Here is a 21,776-nt window from a genome sequence, read left to right as displayed (position 1 = left end):
ACTGTATAAAATCTCGCATACTCTTAGCGTGTTTTTTTCAAAAATGCTGGCGATATCTCACATCCATCAACTTATGAATTTTATAATGTCCTCAAACCAAGAATTTCTCGTGTTTTTAGTCCAAAATGTTATTTAATAAAAAAATATCTCGAATTCGAGATAAAACACTTGCTTTTTAATCACTTGAGTTGTAAAGTGATAGTAACGAAAGCAATTGAGCCATATGAAAAACATATACTCAGTTGTTTTCGATTAAAAAACAAAGTAACTTATACAGTAAAAACTAAGATGAATTTACGAAAACATTAATGAGGATAAATTGAAAAGCTAAAAAACATATTATTTTTTTATCATCACTTGACTAGTAAAACGAAGTGGAGGAATTAAAAATGTATAAAATTAAAGGGCATCATCACATTTCAATGGTTACGAAAAATGCAAATGAAAATAATCACTTTTATAAAAATGTGCTTGGATTACGTCGTGTGAAAATGACAGTAAACCAAGATGATCCGTCAATGTATCATTTATTTTACGGAGATAAAACAGGAAGTCCGGGTACAGAGTTATCATTTTTTGAAATTCCTTTAGTAGGAAGAACATATCGCGGTACAAATGCGATTACTCGAATTGGATTACTCGTTCCTTCAGAGGAAAGCTTACATTACTGGAAAGAACGATTTGAGAAATTTGATGTGAAACATAGTGAGATGACAACATATGCAAATCGTCCTGCTTTACAATTTGAGGATGCTGAAGGTCTTCGCTTAGTACTACTCGTTTCAAACGGAGAAAAAGTAGAGCACTGGGAAACTTGGGAGAAATCAGAAGTTCCTGCAAAGCATCAAATTCAAGGAATGGGTTCTGTGGAAATGACAGTTCGTAGACTTGATAAAATGGCGAGTACACTTACAGAGATGTTTGGTTATACAGAGGTTAGCCGAAGCGAAGAGGAAGCAATTTTTCAGTCCATTAAAGGAGAGGCTTTTGGAGAAATCGTTGTGAAATATTTAGATGGTCCTACTGAAAAGCCCGGCCGCGGTAGCATCCACCACTTAGCAATTCGTGTGAAAAACGATGCAGAGCTTGCCTATTGGGAAGAACAAGTGAAACAAAGAGGCTTCCATTCTTCAGGAATCATTGACCGTTTCTACTTTAAAAGCTTATATTTCCGTGAATCAAACGGAATCCTATTTGAAATTGCGACAGATGGACCAGGGTTTACAGTTGATGGAGATGTAGAACATTTAGGAGAAAAACTTGATTTACCACCGTTCTTAGAAAATCAGCGTGCAGAGATTGAAGCGAATTTAGCACCTATTGAAGAGAAGTAATAGAAGAAAATATACAACTTTAACATATAAATGAAACCCATTGGAGGAATATAAAATGAACCAATTAAAAGGAATTCACCACGTTACAGCGATTACAAGTAGTGCAGAAAAAAACTATGAGTTTTTCACTCACGTTTTAGGAATGCGTTTAGTTAAAAAAACAGTAAACCAAGATGACATTCAAACGTATCATTTATTCTTTGCAGATGATAAAGGTAGTGCAGGAACAGATATGACATTCTTTGACTTCCCAGGTATTCCAAAAGGAGTACACGGTACAAATGAAATTTCAAAAACTTCATTCCGAGTGCCAACTGATGCAGCGTTAGCATATTGGGTGAAACGTTTTGACCGTCTTGAAGTAGAACATACAGGAATTAAAGAGCAATTTGGTAAGAAAACTCTTTCTTTCGTTGACTTTGATGAACAACACTATCAATTAATCTCAGATGAACTTGATAAAGGGATCGAATCAGGTACACCATGGCAAAATGGACCAGTTCCATTAGAATATGCAATTACTGGTTTAGGCCCTGTATTCATTCGTATCGCGAACTTTAGTTTCTTCAAAGAAGTGTTAGAAAAAGTTTTATTATTTAAAGAGGTTGCGCAAGAAGGAGAATTCTATTTATTTGAAGTGAACGAAGGTGGAAACGGTGCTTCTGTCATTGTAGAACATAATACGGTTCTTCCAGAAGCACGACAAGGTTTTGGTACGGTTCACCATGCTGCATTCCGCGTAGAAGATCGCGCTGTATTAGAAGAATGGATTGAGAGAATCAGTAGCGTTGGACTTCCTTCATCTGGCTATGTAGACCGTCACTTCTTCGAATCATTATACGCAAGAGTTGCACCACAAATCTTATTTGAATTTGCAACAGACGGCCCAGGATTTATGGGAGATGAGCCATACGAAACACTTGGCGAAAAATTATCTTTACCTCCATTCCTAGAGCCAAAACGTGAAGAAATTGAAAAATTAGTTCGTCCAATTGATACAGTGAGAAGTACGAAGGAATTTATTAAAGAGTAAAAATAGAGATAGTAAGTAGGAGAGCAAGTAGTTTTAGCGGAGTGCTGGAACTGCTTGCTTTTTTATTTATTCTAGTAAGTTTTCTGACAATTATTTCTCAAGTTATTAAAAAGGAAAACTTTGGTATAATTAATTAAAATATTGAATTTTCTAATAATTATTTTTCAATACATAGAAAAGGAGTGGTAATATACAATTTTAATAATTGTATAAAAATCCTAATTTTGTAATTTTGGAGAAAAGGGGATGCGAGTGTATGGGAGCAGATGTAGTAACGCGGGAGCAAATGAAACATTCTTTAGATGATTGGTATCGTGTAATGTTGCAGCAAAATATAGAGAAGGCCACAGAAATGAAAGAGGAGATTGAAAGTAAGATTAGTGGGTTGGATGTGGATCAGGATGTATTACTTTATCATGCGTTGTTGAATTTTAGATATGATGCATTAGTTGATTGGATTTCAGTTAGAGAAGATAGTTTTGATAAAGTGGAATCTTTCGAAATTCCAACAGAGGGCTTTTTAGCTTATTATTATCACTTTTTTAAAGGGTTTCATTGCACATTAATTTCAAATTATAACGAAGCGAAAGAACAGTATGAGCAAGCTGAGAAGTTATTGAAATATATTGCAGATCCGATAGAACATGCGGAGTTTAATTATCGGATGGGATATTTTTACTATCAAGTATATCAGCAAATGTTAGCTTTAGATTATATCAAAAAGGCGAAAGAAATATTTTGTGAACATAAAGGTTACGAAGGAAACGTGGCGTTGTGTCATAACTTCATAGGATTATGTTGTATTGATTTTAAACAGTTTGAGTTAGCGGAGGAAAGTTTTAATACCGCAATCCATTTACTTCAACAACATGATAAAGAAGAAAAACATATTTTAATGGTTAGAAGTAACTTAGGGTGGTTATATAGTAGTCAGAATTTATCAGATTTGGCAATTAGACATTTAAGTGAAGTGACTAAGAAAATGCCTAAGCATTTTAAAGCGATTTTTACTGAAGCAGAGGAAAATTATAAACTGGGCAAAATAGAAATTGCTAATAACTTAATAGAACTAGGGCTGAAAATTTGTAATGAGTTGCAAAATAAAGAATTTCAACATCGCTTTATGATATTGAAGGAATTAAATATTAATTCGAGTGCTAATGAGTTAGAAAAAGTAACTGTGGAAAGTATTTCGTATTTTGAAGAACACTCCCTTTTAGATTGTGTTAAGGAATACGCAGAAATATTAGCTTATAAATTTTATCAAGAAGAAAAACATGAAAAGGCTAGTAAATACTTTTATATTAGTAGCCAAGCTCGAAAAAAACTTTTAAAAGAAGGAGCGCTAAAATAAATGAAAAAAATTAATGTATTGATAGCAGGTTTAGTAATACTACTTTCATTAGGGCTTACTGCTTTTACAGAGTCTGAACAACATGCTTTAAATAGAGGTGATGGTGGCGGAGCACCAGCAAGACCAGACTACGTTAACATTGGCGACACAGGAGGAGCACCAGCAGATAATAAAGGCGACGGCGGCGGAGTAAGCCAACTATAATAACAAAGAAAGGGACTTCAACATGAAGTCCCTTTTTCTATTTTCAGGCCATGTAGAGAAAAGAGTTGACTTACTTTAAATGTGTAACTATAATAGTTATAGTATAACCATTAGTAATAGAAATGAGTTATATTTTTTTAGTATAATTGTAACTATTTCAGTTACAATTAAAAAGAGAACATAAAATAACCAAAAAATGTAAAAACTTTTAAATAGCAACAAGAGAAAGGAGACGGGAATGTTGAAACGGTTTAAGTTTTATTTGATTAGCGGTATTGTGCTTGTTTTGCTTATCGTATGTAACTTCGTTGATAAGCCGATTGCGAAGGTTGAAGAAGTGAAAGATACTGTTATGATGAAGCTGAATACGAAAGAGAGTATGGCGCAAATTGATGGGCAGACGATTTATTTTAAGCAAATTGGTGAGGGAAAACCGCCGTTACTCATGTTGCATGGGTTTGGTGGTTCTTCTGATGGGTTTAGTGATATTTATCCGGAACTAGCGCGAGACCATACGATTATTGCGGTTGATATTTTAGGGTTTGGGCGTTCTTCTAAGCCAGTTGATTTTCAGTATTCGTTTCCTGCGCAAGTGAATTTATATTATAAGTTAATGAAGAAGCTCGGATACGATCAGTTTGCGGTGCTTGGCCATTCGATGGGCGGAGAGATGTCCCTCAATTTAGCGTATTTATATCCAGACGCAGTGACGCATCTCATCTTGGCGGATGCTACAGGGATAGAGTCTTTCCAGCAAAAAGAAAGTTATGAAGTACCACCGCTATCGACGGACTTACAAACTGTAACTGAGATTACGAAGTATAATAAAAATGAAGTGAAAAATAGTCGTGATGATAAAGAGCATTATGATCAGCTTACGAAAATGAGAGAGCGCCGCATTGCGATGGAAGCTGATAAAATTAAGGTACCGACTTTAATTATATGGGGACGACATGATAAAAGTGTTTCTTGGAAAAATGGTGAACTGTATCATGAGCTATTTGCGAATAGTACGTTTCATATTATTGAAAAAGGATACCACGCACCGTTTCGTCAGGAACCAATTGAGTTTATGGAATATGTACAAGCATTTTTCGCGAAGCATCCACAATAAAAATTTTAAGCATAAATCCAATTCTTTCCTCATAAAGTGAAACTAATAAGGCTTGTCTAAGGAAAGGAATGAAGTGATTTGGAAACTTTACCATGGTGGGTGTATCTTGTAATTGTTGGGATTGTACTAAGTGGCTACATGGTTTTATATACTTCGAAAAAAGAGCAAGATATGGATAATGAGTTTATCGAAAAAGAAGGCGAAGTATATATGAAGCGCTTAGAAGAAGAGCGTGAGAAACGTAATCAGGATAGTGATAAGGATTCTGTATTGCTTTAATAGAAATTTTGAAAGGTTACCACCTAGTAGGATTTTACATCTCGGTGGTAGCTTTTTTTCTTCTGCGGGAGCAGTATATGTTCATCAAGCTAAGGTTATATTAGTTTAATTTTACATGTATAAGAGAGTCATCATAAACTTTTATTGATGGTATTTATATATTTTTTTACTCATAAGAATGGAACTAGTGGGGATTTTACTGGGGGGGGATTAACAATGCATAGGGATGAAACTTCATTACATCCGGATACAGGTGTTACATCTGTAATGTTTGTTGAGCGTTCATTAAATGAAATTCGTTTTTGGTCTAGAATCATGAAGGAGCATTCTTTTTTTCTTCGTTTAGGATTTAGATGCGAGGATACTCAACTAATCGAAGAGGCGAATCAATTTTATCGATTGTTTGAACATATTGAACAAATAGCGCATTCCTATACAAATGAAACAGATCCTGAGCAAATAAAAAGATTTAATGCAGAAGTACAACAAGCCGCAACTAATATTTGGGGATTTAAACGAAAAATTTTAGGGTTAATTCTCACATGTAAATTGCCAGGACAAAATAACTTTCCACTTTTAGTTGACCATACAAGTAGGGAAGCTGATTATTTTAGAAAACGTTTAATACAATTAAATGAAGGTAAATTAGATGCTCTTCCTGATGCTATTATTAAAGAAAATGTTTTCTTTTTACGGATTATGGCAGACCATGCTAAATTTATTGGCCATCTTCTTGATCCATCGGAAAGAAAGCTTGTAGATACAGCACGGAATTTTAGCAATGATTTTGATGAATTGATGTATCAAGCAATTGACTTAGAATCTATGAAACCACAATCCCAAACAGCCCCTCTTTTAGATCAATTTTTAGATCAAAATCGTGTGTCGGTTGCATCTCTTCGGGATTTTAAGAAAACAGCACGTGATTTAATTGAGCAATGTAAAATAAAGAGTATCATTCATCCGTTATTAGCAGACCATGTTTTCCGTGAAGCTGATAGATTTCTTGAAATCATTGATATGTATGATGTTCATCTTACAAATATTCAATCACAACCTAGATATTAGAAGATAAGGAAAGATACTATTTTTTCCTTAAGCTGAGAAGTTAACAATTTATTGTTAGCTTCTTTTCTTTTTGATTAAAATTTTCTTTTAAGGACTACATAAATCCCTTTGACCAAATATGTAATTCTTTGTAAAATGATATATATGGAAAGATTATGAATATACAGGAAATCTATGGATAGTAGATTTTAATAAATTATTCGGGGGAAATTTATTAGTTAAGTATATTAACTTGTTTGCACTACATTTTACAAATAAAGGGGTATTAGTAATCATGAAAGCAAAGAAATTAGTAAGTTTAGCGTTACCAGTTATGTTATTGAGTGGTTGTATTACAATTGAAACTGATGGTAAGAAAGCTGAACCAAAGAAAGAAGAAACGCAAAAGGTAGAGAAAGAGAATAAGACTTCTGAAAAAGAGAGTAAGTCAACTGATAGCAAGAAAGAGGATAGCTTATCTGTAGCGAAAGGTGAAGGTACAAACAGTAGTTCATCAAGTAGTCAACCAAGTTCTTCTTCAAATAATTTAACTTCTTCTAGTTCTTCAACTGGTAAGGTAACTGGTTCAGATGTTGAAAGGTACAAGGCAGATATCATAAATAGTGCTACTCAAATTGAAGATACAATGAAATTAATTGAAGGAATAGCAGATTCAGACGTAAAATCATACAAACAAAAGAAAAGTGAAGTACAACTGAGTTTAGGTGGAGCAAAGGCAACTGCAACGAAACTGAAGAATCTACAAGCGCCTCCTGAGTTACAGGGAGAACAGGCGAAGATAAAGCAGTCGATGGAACTGTATGCGGATTGTTTTCAACTTCTCTTTGATGCATTGGACCAAGAAGACGAAAGTAAAATGCATCAATCATTAAGTAAAGCACAAGAAGGTTCGAAACTGTTTGAAGAGGCAGCGAAGAGTATCGGTAGTAAAACCAACTAAAAATAAAGTATTTAAAGGGGTATTTGTAAGTACAGTTGGTGCAAGTGAAGAGTTAGGAATTAGTTATGGGAACACATTACAAATTTATCAAATGGACGATAATGTTCGTATTCGATATGTAAAACAATAAATAATTGGTGAAAAACTCTGTAATAAATTTTACAGGGTTTTTTGTTAGTTCTAGTTTATTTTTTGTCTTCCTAAGCGCTAAGCATACTAGTATAAGTTGAGAAATGAACAAAACGATAATGATAGGCAGATGATGTAACTCTATAGTAACTGTAACCATCTAAAGCCCAATTCATACACTATGATGGAGGCTTTTTACTTACTAATCGGATGAAAAAGGAGTGTAATCATGAAGAAACGTACTGTTAATGAAGCGGGAGGGAATGTGCCACAACCAATCCGCAGCGACGGAGCTGGTGCGATTGATTCTGGACCTCGTAATGTTATGCGGGATATTCAAAATCCGAATATGCTTGTTCCGCCTATAACGGATGCAGGGTTAGTTCCTAACTTGAAGTTTTCATTCTCGGACACTTCTATGATTTTGAAACAAGGCGGGTGGTCTCGGGAGATTACTGCTCGGGAACTACCGGTTTCGACGACGATTGCGGGAGTAAATATGAGTTTAACGGCCGGTGGAGTACGAGAACTACATTGGCATAAAGAAGCGGAATGGGCGTATATGCTTTTAGGACGGGCGCGCATAACGGCTGTTGATCAAAATGGGAGTAATTTTATTGCTGATGTTGGGCCAGGTGATCTTTGGTATTTTCCTCCTGGTATTCCGCATTCCATTCAAGGATTGGAACATTGTGAATTTCTACTCGTTTTCGATGATGGGCATTTTTCTGATTTATCTACTTTAGCTATTTCTGATTGGTTTGCGCATACGCCAAAAGAAGTGTTGTCGGCTAATTTCGGAGTACCTGAGAGTGCTTTTCGTTCTATTCCTTCAGATCAAGTTTATATTTATCAAGGAGAGGTGCCAGGTTCGCTTGAAAGTCAGGAAATTCAATCGCCGAAAGGAGAAGTTCCTTTAACATTTAAACATGAATTGTTAAAACAAAAGCCGATTAAGACTTCTGGTGGTAGCGTCCGAATTGTAGATTCTACAAATTTCCCTATTTCCAAAACAATCGCAGCAGCGCTCGTTGAGGTTGAGCCTGGTGGAATGAGAGAACTTCATTGGCACCCGAATAATGATGAATGGCAATATTATTTGACAGGGGAAGCGAGAATGACTGTGTTTCTTGGAAATGGTACCGCTCGTACATTTGATTATAGAGCTGGCGATGTCGGGTATGTACCGTTTGCGACAGGGCATTATATTCAAAATACAGGTACCGAAACATTATGGTTTTTAGAGATGTTCAGAAGCAATCGTTTTGAAGATGTATCGTTAAATCAATGGATGGCACTGACTCCTAAAGAAATAGTGGAGAGTAATATACATGTTGGCCCGCAAGTAATGGATTCCCTGCGTAAGGAGAAGTGGCCTGTTGTGAAATATCCGGGGTTTTCATATAGTCCGAAAAATGATTAGTAAAAATGAAAATTTGCGCTATTCTTTCTGGAGACTGATAAGAAGGGATGGCGTATTTTTTATGCCTAATCTAGTCTTTATCCCGCTATTTGCCGGGCAGTAAGACCCCACCTCAAAATTCAGCGGAAGCAAAGAAGTTAGGTGGGGGGCGGGCTGTCCGTAAAAGCCCGATTGGTGAGGGTTGATTAAAGTTTCACTTTATTAGTATCCGTTCCTTGTATTATTGTTCGGGAAATTATTATTGGAGCATAGTATAGGGAAGATACATATAAAAGAGCGCCATTATAAGCTGTAACGCATAAGTTGCGCAGGAAATGCAACGATAACTAGCTTTACTCTTCATCATTTATTTGAACATAATGGGCATAGAGAGGTGATAAACACAGTATGATTTTTAGCGAACGTTTAAAAGAAGAACGAGAAAAACGAAATTGGTCGCAAAATGATTTGGCTGAAAAACTTCATGTGAGCAGGCAATCTGTTTCGAAATGGGAGACGGGAAAGAACTATCCGAGCATTGAAATTATTATTCATTTAAGTGATCTGTTCGGTATTACAATTGATGAACTGCTAAGGAGTGATGAAGAATTGACGCAGAAAGTAATTGAAGATAGTAAGCAATTGGCATATCCAAAATGGAAGGTGTTTTTTGATAGTCTATTTATGATAGGAGTATTTTTGTTTATTGCAAAAATCGTTGTATGGATGCTAAACAAATTTGCTGGAGCAAGTATTACAATTGTAGCAGATGCGCCATATGTAATGAATCTTTTGCCTCTTGTATTCATGATTATAGGTGGTATAGGTTCTGATAAGTTGAAGAAAATATATAGATAAGAGAAAGATTTGAAAGAAATCCCCAACACTAGCTGTTCTTTTCACTTAAATTGTGTACTATAAAGGATAGGATGACATAAAGAAGGGGACATATAGAATGGAATTTCATGAACAGAAGATTTTGCCGGCAGTGAGGCAAATTAAAGATTTGGAAAAGCTATTACATAGTTCGTATGAATATATCGTTATTTTAGATATTCATGTCGGTCAATTGAAAAGTGTTATATCACTTGCGAAGCAATATTGTAAAAAGGTGTTTTTACATGTGGATTTAATTCATGGTTTGCAGAGTGATGGGCATGCGACGGAATATTTATGTCAGGAGTTTAGACCGTACGGGTTACTTTCAACAAAGGCGAGCGTTATTATGAAGGCGAAGCAAAAAGGTGTTGTGGCAATACAACGCATCTTTTTAATCGATTCGAGTGCAATGGAGAAGAGCTGCAATCTTTTAGATAAGACGAAACCGGATTATATTGAGGTACTTCCTGGAGCATTGACGGACGTTATTGCTGAAGTGAAAGAGCGTACTGGTGTACCGATTTTAGCAGGTGGTTTTATTCGTACTGTAGAAGATGTGGAAAGAGCTTTAAACGCTGGTGCGACAGCAATTACGACATCAAAACGCGAACTATGGAAACATTACCAAAAAAAGTGACGAAAATGTGAATTTTTTCGTTGACACCGCTTTCATTTACGGTTAACATTATAGACAAGTTAATAAACGTGACGGAGAAAAGTAGAGATCCACATTTCATTGTTTCTATATAAATTTATATAGAAGCGTGCAAGCTGTGGGTCTTTTTCTTTTTACAAAAACGAATGGCCATTCATTTTACCTCTATCACATTTGGAAGCGTTTAAATTGATTGTGGAGGGATACTATGTCAGCATTTTTAGGAGAGTTAATAGGGACTGCGTTGTTAATCGTACTTGGTGGCGGCGTTTGTGCTGGTGTAAGTTTAAAGAAGTCGTTTGCGAAAGATTCTGGTTGGATTGTTATTACAATGGGCTGGGGCTTAGCAGTAGCGGTTGCAGCGTATGCGGTTGGATCAATTAGTGGGGCACATTTGAATCCAGCTTTAACAATAGGATTAGCATTTAAGGGAGCGTTCCCATGGAGTGATGTACCAGGTTATATCGCAGCACAAATGATTGGGGCAATTATCGGGGCAGTTATCGTATATTTACATTACTTACCACACTGGAAAGAAACAGAAGATCCAGGAACAAAGTTAGGTGTATTTGCAACAGGTCCAGCAATTCCGAACACATTTGCAAACCTTTTAAGTGAAATGATTGGAACATTCGTTTTAGTATTTGGTATATTAGCAATTGGTGCAAATAAATTTGCAGATGGATTAAATCCATTTATCGTAGGTTTCTTAATTGTAAGTATTGGTTTATCATTAGGTGGGACAACAGGATATGCAATTAACCCAGCGCGTGATTTAGGTCCGCGTATCGCACACTTCTTCCTTCCGATTGCAGGAAAAGGCGGTTCAAACTGGAAGTATGCATGGATTCCAGTAGTTGGTCCAATTTTAGGTGGATCACTTGCAGGTTTATTCCATCAAGTTGTATTTGAAGGAAAACAAAATTCAGCACTTATTTATGTGATTATCGCAACTGTGATTGTACTAGCAATCTCTTATATGACAAGTAAAAAAAGCGGAAGCAATACAAATAGTAGAAAAGTAGCATAAGGGGGAAACCGATATGAAAAAATATATTCTTTCATTAGACCAAGGAACAACAAGCTCACGCGCAATTCTTTTCAATAAAAAAGGTGAAATTGTTCATTCAGCTCAAAAAGAGTTTACACAACATTTTCCAAAGCCGGGCTGGGTAGAGCATAATGCACAAGAAATTTGGGGATCTATTTTAGCAGTTATCGCAACTTGCTTAAGCGAAGCAGATGTAAAACCAGAACAAATCGCAGGTATCGGTATTACGAACCAACGTGAAACAACGGTTGTCTGGGATAAAACAACTAGTAAACCAATTTACAACGCAATCGTATGGCAATCTCGCCAAACAGCTGAAATTTGTGATGAGTTAAAAGAAAAAGGTTATAGCGAAATGGTTCGCGAAAAAACAGGTCTTTTAATTGATGCATACTTCTCTGGTACGAAAGTAAAATGGATTTTAGATAACGTTGAAGGTGCAAGAGAAAAAGCAGAAAACGGCGATCTATTATTCGGAACAATTGATTCGTGGCTTGTATGGAAACTATCTGGTGGTAAAGCACACGTAACAGATTACTCAAACGCATCACGTACGTTAATGTTTAACATTCACGACTTACAGTGGGATGATGAGCTTCTAGAAATGTTAACAATACCAAAGAGCATGCTTCCAGAAGTACGTCCATCATCTGAAATTTACGGAGAAACAATTGATTACCACTTCTTCGGTCAAAATGTACCGATTGCAGGTGTAGCTGGTGACCAACAAGCAGCATTATTTGGACAAGCTTGTTTCGGTGAAGGTATGGCGAAAAATACTTACGGAACTGGTTGCTTCATGTTAATGAACACAGGTGAAAAAGCAGTAGCTTCTGAGCACGGTCTATTAACAACAATTGCATGGGGAATAGATGGTAAAGTAAACTACGCATTAGAAGGAAGTATTTTCGTAGCAGGTTCTGCAATTCAGTGGTTACGTGACGGAATGCGTATGTTTAAAGATGCAAGTGAGAGTGAAGTGTATGCGAGTCGCGTTGAATCAACTGACGGTGTATACGTTGTACCAGCATTCGTTGGACTAGGAACACCTTATTGGGATAGTGAAGTACGCGGCGCTATGTTTGGTGTAACGCGCGGTACGACGAAAGAGCACTTCATTCGTGCAACGCTAGAATCTTTAGCTTACCAAACGAAAGATGTATTATGCGCAATGGAAGCAGATTCAGGTATTGAACTGAAAACATTACGCGTTGATGGCGGAGCAGTTAAAAATAACTTCTTAATGAAGTTCCAAAGTGATATTTTAGATGTTCCTGTAGAGCGTCCAGTGATCAACGAAACAACGGCTCTAGGTGCAGCATACTTAGCTGGTCTTGCGGTTGGATATTGGAAAAACCAAGATGAAATTAAAGAACAGTGGCATATGGACAAACGCTTTGAACCAACGATGGAAGCGAAAACAAGCGAAGAGCTATATGCTGGATGGAAAAAAGCAATTGAAGCAACAAAAGCTTTCAAATAATCATAAACAGTGTTATAATGGTGACAAGTTAATAATTCGGTAGGAGATTTGGAGAGACCACAACGCGCTATAGAGGCGAAATCTATAGCGGAGTTTGTGGTCTCTTTTTTCGTTATCAAAGGGAGGAATTACCATGAAATTTTCAAGTAAACAACGTAAAGACGTATTAAACGGAGTAAATAAACAAGAGTTAGATGTGATCGTAATTGGTGGAGGTATTACTGGTTCTGGTATTGCATTAGATGGAGCAACACGCGGGTTATCAACAATTGTGTTTGAAATGCAGGACTTTGCAGCAGGTACATCAAGTCGTTCAACGAAGCTTGTACACGGTGGTCTACGTTATTTAAAACAACTTGAAGTGAAAATGGTAGCAGAGGTGGGTAAAGAGCGTGCGATTGTATATGAGAACGGTCCCCATGTAACAACACCAGAGTGGATGTTACTTCCGTTCCATACAGGCGGTACGTTCGGATCATTTAGTACATCAATTGGTCTTCGTGTATACGACTTCTTAGCAGGTGTAAAACGAAGCGAGCGCAGAAAGATGTTTAACCGTGAAGAAACATTAAACAAAGAGCCTCTTGTAAAAAAAGAAGGATTAAAAGGCGGCGGTTACTACGTAGAATATCGTACAGATGATGCGCGTCTTACAATTGAAGTAATGAAAGAAGCAATTGAGCACGGCGCAAAAGCTGTTAACTATGCAAAAGTAGACAGTTTCTTATATAAAGATGGAAAAGTATGCGGTGTACGTGTAATCGATTTACTAGACGAAGAAGTATACGAAGTTTACGGTAAGAAAATTGTAAACGCAGCTGGCCCTTGGGTAGATACACTTCGTGAAAAAGATAACTCGAAAAAAGGAAAAGTACTTCAGTTATCAAAAGGTGTTCACTTAGTAATTGACCAAAAACGTTTCCCATTAGGTCAAGCGATTTACTTCGATACACCAGATAAACGTATGGTGTTCGCGATTCCTCGCGGCGGAAAAACTTATGTAGGTACAACAGATACGTTCTACGATAAAGACGCAGCTGTACCACAAATGACAACAGAAGATCGCACCTACATCATTAATGCGATTAACTACATGTTCCCAAGCGTGAAAATTACAGAGAAAGACATTGAATCAAGCTGGGCTGGTGTACGTCCGTTAATTTATGAAGAAGGTAAGAGTGCATCTGAAATTTCTCGTAAAGATGAAATTTGGACTTCTGAATCTGGTTTAATTACAATCGCAGGTGGTAAATTAACAGGATACCGCAAAATGGCTGAAATGGTAGTAGACTACGTAACGAACTTACTACAAAAAGAAGGTCATAGCGCATATCCGAAGAGCGACACGAAACATATGCCAATCTCTGGTGGACATGTAGATGGTTCACACGGATTCCCAGCATTCGTTGCGAAAAAAGCTGGCGAAGGTACGAAATATGGTTTAACAACAGCACAAGCAGAAGAATTCGCGAAATTCTACGGTTCTAACGTTGACGTACTATTTGACTTAGCGAAAAAACATAAAGACGAAGCGAAAGAATACAACATGCCGCTTGACGTTCTAATCCCACTTGTATACGCAATGGATTATGAAATGACAGCAAAACCAGTTGACTTCTTCGTACGCCGCAGAGGCGCTGTATTCTTCAACATCCACTGGGTATACGAGTGGAAAGAAGCAGTAATCAACTACATGGCTGCGAAACTAGGCTGGAGCAAAGAAGAACAAATGAAATATACAGCAGAACTAGAAAAAGCATTAACAGACGCTGTAATTCCTGTAGATCAACAAGAACAGGCAGCTGCGTTAGCATAAAATAGAGAACCACCTGAAGGGGAGCCTTTAGGTGGTTTTTTTATGGAATATTATTCTAAATATATTGCATAACGACATATGTTGTTATACGATGTATATAAGGTGGTGGTATTGTTGGACAAAGAAATCTTGAAGGGAAGTATAGATATTTTATTACTTTCTATCATTGCAAAACGTGATACATATGGATATGAAATAGCTCAAAGTTTAAAGGATGCAAGTGAAGATTTGTATAGTATGGGGCAGGGAACGTTGTATCCTGCTTTAAAGAGATTAGAGAAAAAGGAGTTTCTTGAATCTTATTGGAATGAATCTGAGAATGGGATGAAAAGGAAATTCTATACTATTACAGATAAAGGGAAAAAAGAATTACAGAAGAAAATGAATTCTTGGGAGAGTGTAACAGCATTAATTCAAGCTTGTCAGAAAGGAGTTATTTATGAGTGAATTTGATGAGTATATTAAGTCTATTTTAGCCTATTCAGAACTTAGTGATATTGAACAGGATGAGTTATTTCTAGAAATGTATGATCACTTGAACAGCTTGAAAGAAGAATATATGGAACAAGGTATGAATGAAAAAGAAGCGATTTATAAAGCGATTCAAAGTTTTGGAGAATCAAAAGTTATTGGCGTAGAGATTAATAAATCGGTATACGAAGTTCCTAGATCATTAAAGGTATTATCAAAAATTTTATGTATTCCTTATATAATCATTTGTTTTATTGTCTTTTTAGGAACGTTTATTTCAACTTCTACATTTGACTCTGTTCGCAGTTTGACAGGTGGGACTGTCTATCATCCCATTGAATTTTGGCAGCAATTTTTACATATATCTGATTTAGAAACGTTATTACAACTTTTTGGAATAACACTTTGGCAAGTTAAAGATTTTATTGCACATCCAGGTCCTTGGGGAAACTCAACTTATTGGTTAAGTGTTTTACAACATATAATATTAGTAGTTCCATTTGGATTTTTCGTTCCAGTGCTGCTTAATAAAGTGACTAACTATAAGAAAGCTCGTAAGTGGTATGTTATGACCTTTCTTGTTTGGGAGATATTACATTTACTAACTTTGTCTGATGTTTTTGATGTGTGGCGGATTGCTATAAATATGCTCGGTGCGTCGGTAGGATATCTTTTATTTATAAGCATGATACAAATAGATAATAAATTTAGGATAATGTGCAAGAAGATATTTGAAAATTAGCTTGCTATTCTGTAGTTTAAATTATACAAATTTAGTTTGATGGTAATAGAGTATTGCTGAAAACATAGGTGCTATATAGTGAGAGGATTTTTTATATTCGTAATAGGTGTTGTTCCTTGTTTACTCATACTGTTATGAAGCGGGTACATAATCCGTCTTTATTGGTGCTATAAATGATGAGAGCGGCACAGCTGAACTTGAAAAAGTCTAGCTGCGTTAGCGTAAAATAGAGAACTACCTGAAGGGGAGCCCTTTAGGTAGTTTTTCTCTTGACTAAAAATAAATAAAATGTGTTACAATAATGATAGAGTATGTAGTGTGAATTTTGCATAAAATAAAAAAGACAGAAGCCTGAGAAACTTCTGCCTTGTGTAACCTAACTTGCTATTGTGGTGGTAGTAGGTGCGGTTATAAGACAATTACATTAACGTTTTAGCCGAGAACCGCCCTTACCTTTTCCACGAAGCAGGGTGGTTCTCGCTTTTTTGTATACAGAAATTAGCCACGGACCGACGTATCTTCTACCGATGACAACGCCAGCTCCGGTTAGGATACCATACACTAATTTAATTATAAACATCGCGATTATATTATCACCTCCCCCCTTTTTTCAAAATGGAAGAGATGATTGCCACACCTACTAGTTATAGCTTATTAAGTTACATTTTAATTGTATTATGTTTTAAAATAGGGAACAAGATATATGGATGAAAATTCCTGTTTTTAAGCAGAACATTAGTGTCAGGGGACAAGAAGTAAATAAATATTCATAAAAAAACGGTATGGACATCGCAATCTGTATTTTTTACACTAGCACACTTAGTACGTTTTGTTTCAAAAACATAAATAGATAGTATGTAGAGGGTTATGATAAATAACCCTCTTTTCGTGTTTAAATAAGTGCACTCTCTTTAATAGAAATACATAATTCAGAACGAGAAATTGATTCAGCTAGCTGGTGTAAATAGGCGTATTCTTCCGCGTCTTTTTCGGAAGTGTTAGGATCCAATAAAGGTGAAGAAAGAAGTACATCAATCGTAAGTATGTCTGTATCATGAGAGACGATGTTATAACCTGCAAATACAGGTCGTTTTAAGTTTTTTACTTTTTGAATCATTTGATGGAATTTCGTAACACTTATATGGATTTGTGCGAATGGAAAGCATTTTTGGATTGGATTCTCGATGTTCTTTCTAATTTTATAATCGTATACATAGTAGTACTTTTCTTGCTGCTCGAGTGTTTGCAACTCTTTCGTGAATAAGTGGTATTTGTCTGTAAATCCAGTTGTGAGTGTATCGTGTTCTTCGCCAACTAATAATGTGAAAGGTCTTGGTGAGGAGATTGAAATGGTGCGGACGTTTAAGTTAGTAAAAGTGTGATTAGATTGTAAAATAGTATGTAATTTTTCGGTAGGAAACTCGCCGTCATAAATAGCAATAAAATAATAGTTCATTGTTTCACTCCTTGCTTTTTTCTAAAATGATATATTCTACTTTAAAGGTGTAAGTCCTGCAAAAAAAGAAACACCTTGATTGTCATCAAGGTGTAATAAGCTCAAAACTCTCCGAATCAGCCCCAAGCACAAAAGGACTAACCTCGCCAACGCTATAAAGTTGCAATTCATGCATTGCGCGTGTGCAAGCAGTGTAGAACAATCTACGAACGCTCTCATCGTTGTACACATCTTTAGAAGCATTGTAAATAATAACAGCATCAAATTCAATACCTTTCGCTAAGTAAGCAGGGATTACGACAATGCCTTGCTCATACTCGGCTGAGTTACTCTTCACGAGTTTAATATTATCGATATGATTAAGTGCTTCGTATGCAGCTGCGCTTTCAGCTGCAGATTTACATATAATTGCGATCGTATTGTGCTGCTCTTTTTGTAGTTCAGCAACTTTGGCAGTAATACGTTCGTGCAGTTCTTTGACATTCGATACTTTCGTCACTGTAGGTTTCTCGCCGTCACGTTCAAAGGCGTGAATGTTCTTGCCTTCCGGTACGAGAGCACGTGTAAATTCAATAATCGGTTTTGTTGAGCGATAGCTACGAGTTAAGTTAATGCCGTTTGTTTCGTCTGGACCGTATAAATTTGTAAGTGTATCGAAATTAACCGTTTCACTCGCATGAGCAAATATCGCTTGGTTAAAGTCGCCGAGTACTGTCATTCTTGCGGCAGGGAAGAGACGTTTTAAAAACTCGAACTGAAACGGAGAATAATCTTGCGCTTCGTCTACGAGTACGTGTTTAATCGATCTGTTCGTTTGGAAGCCTTCAATTAATTCTTTTAAAAGTAAGAATGGAGTCGCATCCTCGTAATATAGTTTTCCTTCATCAAGCATGTTTATTGTTAAGGAGCAAATGTCATCCCACTCTTTCGGTTTTTTCTCAGTAACCCATGATGCATCTGTGAAGAGTTGTTTATATATACCTGTGAAATTGATAAAGCGTAATGTTTGAACGCCTTTACGCAGTGGCTTCAATTTTTTACGGACAATCATACGTCCAAGTACTCTCGTTTCTTTTTCAAAATCATTAAAGGAGTTGTCGTCAAACTCTCCTTTTTTCTGCAAATATTTATAAGCTTTTTGGTATTCATCTTTACTAAGTAATTCAATTTCTTCTTCTACCCAAGGCTTTTTCAGTTCTGCTTTTTCAAGTGCATCTATTTGCTTATTTAGCCAATCCGTTAACTTCTCAATTCGACTATGGAAGCGGAGGGAGGAGTCGGTATTGTAAAATTGTTCTGTAATTTCTTTCGCAGAAACAATCAGTTTTCCTCTAAATTTCATTCCTCTAAATAGCATGCCTGAAGATTCAAGAGATTGTCTGTACGCTCTAATCATCTCGAAAAATTGAGTGGATGCTTTAAATCGGATGCTCGCATTTCTCGTTTTATAGGTAGGGCTATTCGTTTCAGTTAACATATATTCCAATTGCTCATAAGGATCTTCAACTTCAAATGACTTACTTAGTCTATGATTTAAATATTCTTGGAATGTAACTTGCTGCATATTTTCTTCACCGAGTTCAGGTAGTACGTTAGAAACGTAGCTATTGAACATAGAGTTAGGAGAGAAGAGAATAATTTGATCTGCTTTTAGCCATTCGCGATATTTATATAGTAAGTAGGCGATTCGTTGCAATGCAGCTGATGTTTTACCACTACCAGCGGCTCCTTGCACGATAAGGAGTCGGCCTTCATCGTGACGGATAATTTCATTTTGCTCGCGCTGAATCGTAGCAACGATGCTTTGCATATGTTTGTTCGTGCCTTTTCCAAGCGCTTGTTGCAAGATTTCATCACCAATTGTAAGGCTCGTATCGAACATAGAATCAATCTCGCCATTTTGAATAATGTATTGTAATTTTTTCTCCACATTACCGTGGATTACGCCGCCTGGTGTACTGTATTCAGCAGGTCCTGGTGGATAATCATAGTACACACTCGAAATAGGTGCGCGCCAGTCATATATAAGGAAGTTTTCTCCGCTTGCATCAGTAAGTGTAGCGACGCCGATATAAATTTGATCCGCGGTAGATTCTCCTTCTTCTTTGAAATCAATTCGTCCGAAATAAGGTGCTTTATGCATACGTCTTAATGCGGCAAGTCGATTAAAGGTGTGCTTATGGGTAATTTGTGTGACAGCTAGTGACTGAGCTTGTTGTCTTAAGTTGATAACTGTTTCAAGATAATCATCGAAAGTATCAGTATTCACTTTCACGTCATCCCAAAAGTGTTTACGAATATTGATTACTTCTGCTCGGCGTCTGCCAGTTTCGTTTTCCAGTTTATCAATTTGCTCCGTAATTGTTTCAATTACGGTATCCAATCTTTTTTGCTCTAGATCAAGTTTTTTGTTCATACGGTAAGCACTCCTTTAAAAGTGAAAAATAGAGGTTGACTGAAGATGTGTTTTGGTGTACAATTAAGATACGGATAAATACGTTCCTTTTGTTTTGTGAAACGTGTTTCTGTTCTAATTTAACATAGTTTTTTCATTTAATCAATGATAATAAGATAAACCTTGGTTCTACGTGGCGTGGATCAAGGTTTTTTTGTGTTTGAAGAGGGAGTCACGCTTGTTGTCGTTTTTTGTCGGTAAGTCGATATATTTCGAAAATCGCCGATATAATTGGAGTTGCGGTCGATATATTTGAAAAATCGCCGATATAATTTCATTTACCGAATCTAGATTAACTACCGGGAGAAGAGGGGATAAAAAAGCTTGGGCCGAAGCCCAAGCTTTTTTTACTTCATTATTTCTTTTCGTCTTTCTTAGCGTCAGCTTTTTTCTCTTCGAAAAGATCTTTTAAATCTTTATCGTCAACTTTTACGTCAGCTTTTTTGATTTCTTTCATCATAAGATCGTTCATAAATTGAGCATCTTGTGTTTTTTCTTGAACTAGTGATTTTTTAATATCAGCTTTTGCTTTATCGAAATTTGCATCTGCGTGATTATCAGTTACTTTGATGATATGGTAACCGAATTGTGTTTTTACAGGTTCGCTTACTTCACCTTTTTTCAACTTTTGAGCTGCTTCTTCAAATTCTTTTACCATTTTCCCTGGTCCGAAGAATCCTAAGTCGCCACCTTTTTCTTTTGAGCCTGTATCTTCAGAGTATTGTTTTGCTAATTCTTCGAAAGATTTACCTTGAGCAAGTTCATCTTTTACCTTTTTAGCAGTTTCTTCATCTTTTACAAGGATATGACTTGCTTTAATTTCTTTTTTATAATCCTCGAATTTTGCTTTTACATCTTTATCAGTAATCGATTGTTCAACCGCTTTTTCTTGAGCTAATTGAGCACGCACACTATTTTTAATAGTTTCTTCTTTAATACCTTGTTGTTTCATTAGTGTATCGAATTGATCACCGTATTGTTTTTTCATTTCATCGAACTTTTTGTCTACATCTTTGTCTTCAACTTTGTAGTTTTTAATAAGTACTTTTTCCATAACCATGTTGTTTAGTACTTGTTTACCAGCTTGTGTCTTCATTTGATCGTAGAATTCTTCTTTTGTAATGTCACCAGCTTTAGATGTAACAATTTTGTCTGATGATGATGTTCCACATGCTGATAATGCGATTACACTTGTTGCGGCTAAGGCAAGCATAGCTTTCTTCATTCGATAAACACTCCTACTATTATGTATTTTTAATTTATCCTACACCGATGAATTTTCATTCATAAGAGCCCGATTAAGTCTCACTGATACTTTTGCTTTTTTATATTGGTAAAGCGCGCTTAACAGGGCTTACCGTGGCTGAGGATAAAGTTTTGATGAATGTTTTGTTCTATAGTATAAGCAATATGTACAAAATTTAATATATCATATTTCGAACCGTTTTCATATTGATAAAGAAAAATTAACCAGCACGTGTCAGATTTTGAAAGTGTGCCATATTGGGCGCATGCCGCATATACAGAATAGAGGAGGGGATGGGGATGAATTCTCAACTTATTTTATTACTTGTACTGTTTATTTTATTGGTTATTGTAGGTATAATTTGCTTATAGAGGAAAAAAGTGAGGAAGGGGCTTTCCTTCCTCACTTTCCATGAAATATAATTTCTATATAACTAGAAATTAATAAAATTGTTATACATACATTAATAACCCGAAAGACACCGGGCTGGCGGCTCGCAGCTATTTGTTTTCGTTCACACAGTGTATGTGTCATGAAATTCGTGTAAAATATAACAAGAAGTGCGAATGCGACAAAAACAACTGTTATAAGTGTCATGAGGCGAGACCTCCTTTTGGCTAAAATACATATACATATATTGTATCACACGATATTTTGTTCGTGTT

At 36.3% G+C, this 21,776-nt stretch carries 22 protein-coding genes; 17 read left to right on the top strand and 5 right to left on the bottom strand.

The window, feature by feature from the left end:
- Positions 1–389 precede the first annotated feature (389 nt).
- The 17 genes from GBN78_RS12865 (at position 390) to GBN78_RS12785 (ending at position 15,954) form a co-directional block, all read left to right on the top strand.
- Positions 390–1,334 (top strand): ring-cleaving dioxygenase, encoded by a 945-nt coding sequence (locus GBN78_RS12865; protein ID WP_000276678.1) that lies wholly within the window; start codon positions 390–392, stop codon positions 1,332–1,334.
- Positions 1,335–1,389: 55 nt separating this feature from the next.
- Positions 1,390–2,367: a ring-cleaving dioxygenase gene (locus tag GBN78_RS12860; protein ID WP_001072544.1), complete on the top strand. Its 978-nt coding sequence runs from the start codon at positions 1,390–1,392 to the stop codon at positions 2,365–2,367.
- Between the two features lie 256 nt (positions 2,368–2,623).
- The gene (locus tag GBN78_RS12855; protein WP_000500590.1) at positions 2,624–3,721 is read left to right on the top strand and encodes a response regulator aspartate phosphatase; all 1,098 of its coding nucleotides are present in this window, start codon (positions 2,624–2,626) and stop codon (positions 3,719–3,721) included.
- Positions 3,722–3,925 carry a hypothetical protein gene (locus GBN78_RS12850; protein ID WP_000723609.1) on the top strand — a complete coding sequence of 68 codons (204 nt, stop codon included), beginning with the start codon at positions 3,722–3,724 and terminating at the stop codon, positions 3,923–3,925.
- Between the two features lie 238 nt (positions 3,926–4,163).
- The gene (locus GBN78_RS12845; protein ID WP_000919245.1) at positions 4,164–5,039 is read left to right on the top strand and encodes an alpha/beta fold hydrolase; all 876 of its coding nucleotides are present in this window, start codon (positions 4,164–4,166) and stop codon (positions 5,037–5,039) included.
- Between the two features lie 78 nt (positions 5,040–5,117).
- Positions 5,118–5,318, top strand: a complete 201-nt coding sequence (locus GBN78_RS12840) for a sporulation YhaL family protein (protein ID WP_000449223.1) — start codon at positions 5,118–5,120, stop codon at positions 5,316–5,318.
- Positions 5,319–5,534: 216 nt separating this feature from the next.
- A complete protein-coding gene (locus GBN78_RS12835; RefSeq protein WP_000554479.1) occupies positions 5,535–6,386 on the top strand; it encodes a DUF2935 domain-containing protein in 852 nt (283 codons plus the stop codon).
- Positions 6,387–6,660: 274 nt separating this feature from the next.
- The gene (locus GBN78_RS12830; protein ID WP_044584206.1) at positions 6,661–7,326 is read left to right on the top strand and encodes a DUF7018 domain-containing (lipo)protein; all 666 of its coding nucleotides are present in this window, start codon (positions 6,661–6,663) and stop codon (positions 7,324–7,326) included.
- Positions 7,286–7,456, top strand: a complete 171-nt coding sequence (locus GBN78_RS30200; protein WP_162841976.1) for a hypothetical protein — start codon at positions 7,286–7,288, stop codon at positions 7,454–7,456. The genes GBN78_RS12830 and GBN78_RS30200 overlap by 41 nt, the downstream gene beginning before the upstream one ends.
- Positions 7,457–7,684: 228 nt before the next feature.
- Positions 7,685–8,878 carry an oxalate decarboxylase family bicupin gene (locus tag GBN78_RS12820; RefSeq protein WP_000747517.1) on the top strand — a complete coding sequence of 398 codons (1,194 nt, stop codon included), beginning with the start codon at positions 7,685–7,687 and terminating at the stop codon, positions 8,876–8,878.
- 387 nt (positions 8,879–9,265) lie between these two features.
- Positions 9,266–9,715 carry a helix-turn-helix domain-containing protein gene (locus GBN78_RS12815; protein WP_000577658.1) on the top strand — a complete coding sequence of 150 codons (450 nt, stop codon included), beginning with the start codon at positions 9,266–9,268 and terminating at the stop codon, positions 9,713–9,715.
- A gap of 97 nt (positions 9,716–9,812) precedes the next feature.
- Positions 9,813–10,373 (top strand): glycerol uptake operon antiterminator GlpP, encoded by a 561-nt coding sequence (gene glpP, locus GBN78_RS12810; RefSeq protein ID WP_000394285.1) that lies wholly within the window; start codon positions 9,813–9,815, stop codon positions 10,371–10,373.
- A 226-nt stretch (positions 10,374–10,599) separates the two neighbouring features.
- Entirely contained in the window at positions 10,600–11,421 is an 822-nt protein-coding gene (gene glpF / locus GBN78_RS12805; RefSeq protein ID WP_001272195.1) for a glycerol uptake facilitator protein GlpF, read from the top strand.
- A 13-nt stretch (positions 11,422–11,434) separates the two neighbouring features.
- The gene (glpK, locus tag GBN78_RS12800; RefSeq protein WP_000760008.1) at positions 11,435–12,925 is read left to right on the top strand and encodes a glycerol kinase GlpK; all 1,491 of its coding nucleotides are present in this window, start codon (positions 11,435–11,437) and stop codon (positions 12,923–12,925) included.
- Positions 12,926–13,058: 133 nt separating this feature from the next.
- Positions 13,059–14,741 (top strand): aerobic glycerol-3-phosphate dehydrogenase, encoded by a 1,683-nt coding sequence (gene glpD, locus GBN78_RS12795; protein ID WP_000672818.1) that lies wholly within the window; start codon positions 13,059–13,061, stop codon positions 14,739–14,741.
- 114 nt (positions 14,742–14,855) lie between these two features.
- On the top strand, positions 14,856–15,188 hold the full coding sequence (locus tag GBN78_RS12790; RefSeq protein ID WP_000356629.1) for a PadR family transcriptional regulator: 333 nt from the start codon (positions 14,856–14,858) through the stop codon (positions 15,186–15,188).
- A complete protein-coding gene (locus GBN78_RS12785; protein WP_044584207.1) occupies positions 15,181–15,954 on the top strand; it encodes a VanZ family protein in 774 nt (257 codons plus the stop codon). The genes GBN78_RS12790 and GBN78_RS12785 overlap by 8 nt, the downstream gene beginning before the upstream one ends.
- A 424-nt stretch (positions 15,955–16,378) precedes the next feature.
- On the opposite strand, the gene GBN78_RS30195 is transcribed toward GBN78_RS12785, so the two are convergent.
- From GBN78_RS30195 to GBN78_RS12760, 5 genes are all read right to left on the bottom strand, one after another.
- A complete protein-coding gene (locus GBN78_RS30195; protein WP_000469930.1) occupies positions 16,379–16,534 on the bottom strand; it encodes a hypothetical protein in 156 nt (51 codons plus the stop codon).
- A gap of 312 nt (positions 16,535–16,846) precedes the next feature.
- A complete protein-coding gene (locus GBN78_RS12780) occupies positions 16,847–17,410 on the bottom strand; it encodes a hypothetical protein (protein ID WP_001110341.1) in 564 nt (187 codons plus the stop codon).
- An 85-nt stretch (positions 17,411–17,495) separates the two neighbouring features.
- Positions 17,496–19,826 carry an RNA polymerase recycling motor HelD gene (gene helD / locus GBN78_RS12775; protein ID WP_001035442.1) on the bottom strand — a complete coding sequence of 777 codons (2,331 nt, stop codon included), beginning with the start codon at positions 19,824–19,826 and terminating at the stop codon, positions 17,496–17,498.
- A 394-nt stretch (positions 19,827–20,220) separates the two neighbouring features.
- Positions 20,221–21,090, bottom strand: a complete 870-nt coding sequence (prsA, locus tag GBN78_RS12770) for a peptidylprolyl isomerase PrsA (protein WP_000710063.1) — start codon at positions 21,088–21,090, stop codon at positions 20,221–20,223.
- A gap of 423 nt (positions 21,091–21,513) precedes the next feature.
- Complete coding sequence (locus GBN78_RS12760) at positions 21,514–21,708, bottom strand: hypothetical protein (protein WP_000172690.1); 195 nt, start codon at positions 21,706–21,708, stop codon at positions 21,514–21,516.
- Positions 21,709–21,776: the final 68 nt, after the last annotated feature.

It is taken from the genome of Bacillus sp. B2-WWTP-C-10-Post-4 (assembly GCF_009183805.1).
Lineage (GTDB): Bacteria > Bacillota > Bacilli > Bacillales > Bacillaceae_G > Bacillus_A > Bacillus_A cereus.
This window is presented reverse-complemented; position numbering and strand designations above follow the sequence as displayed.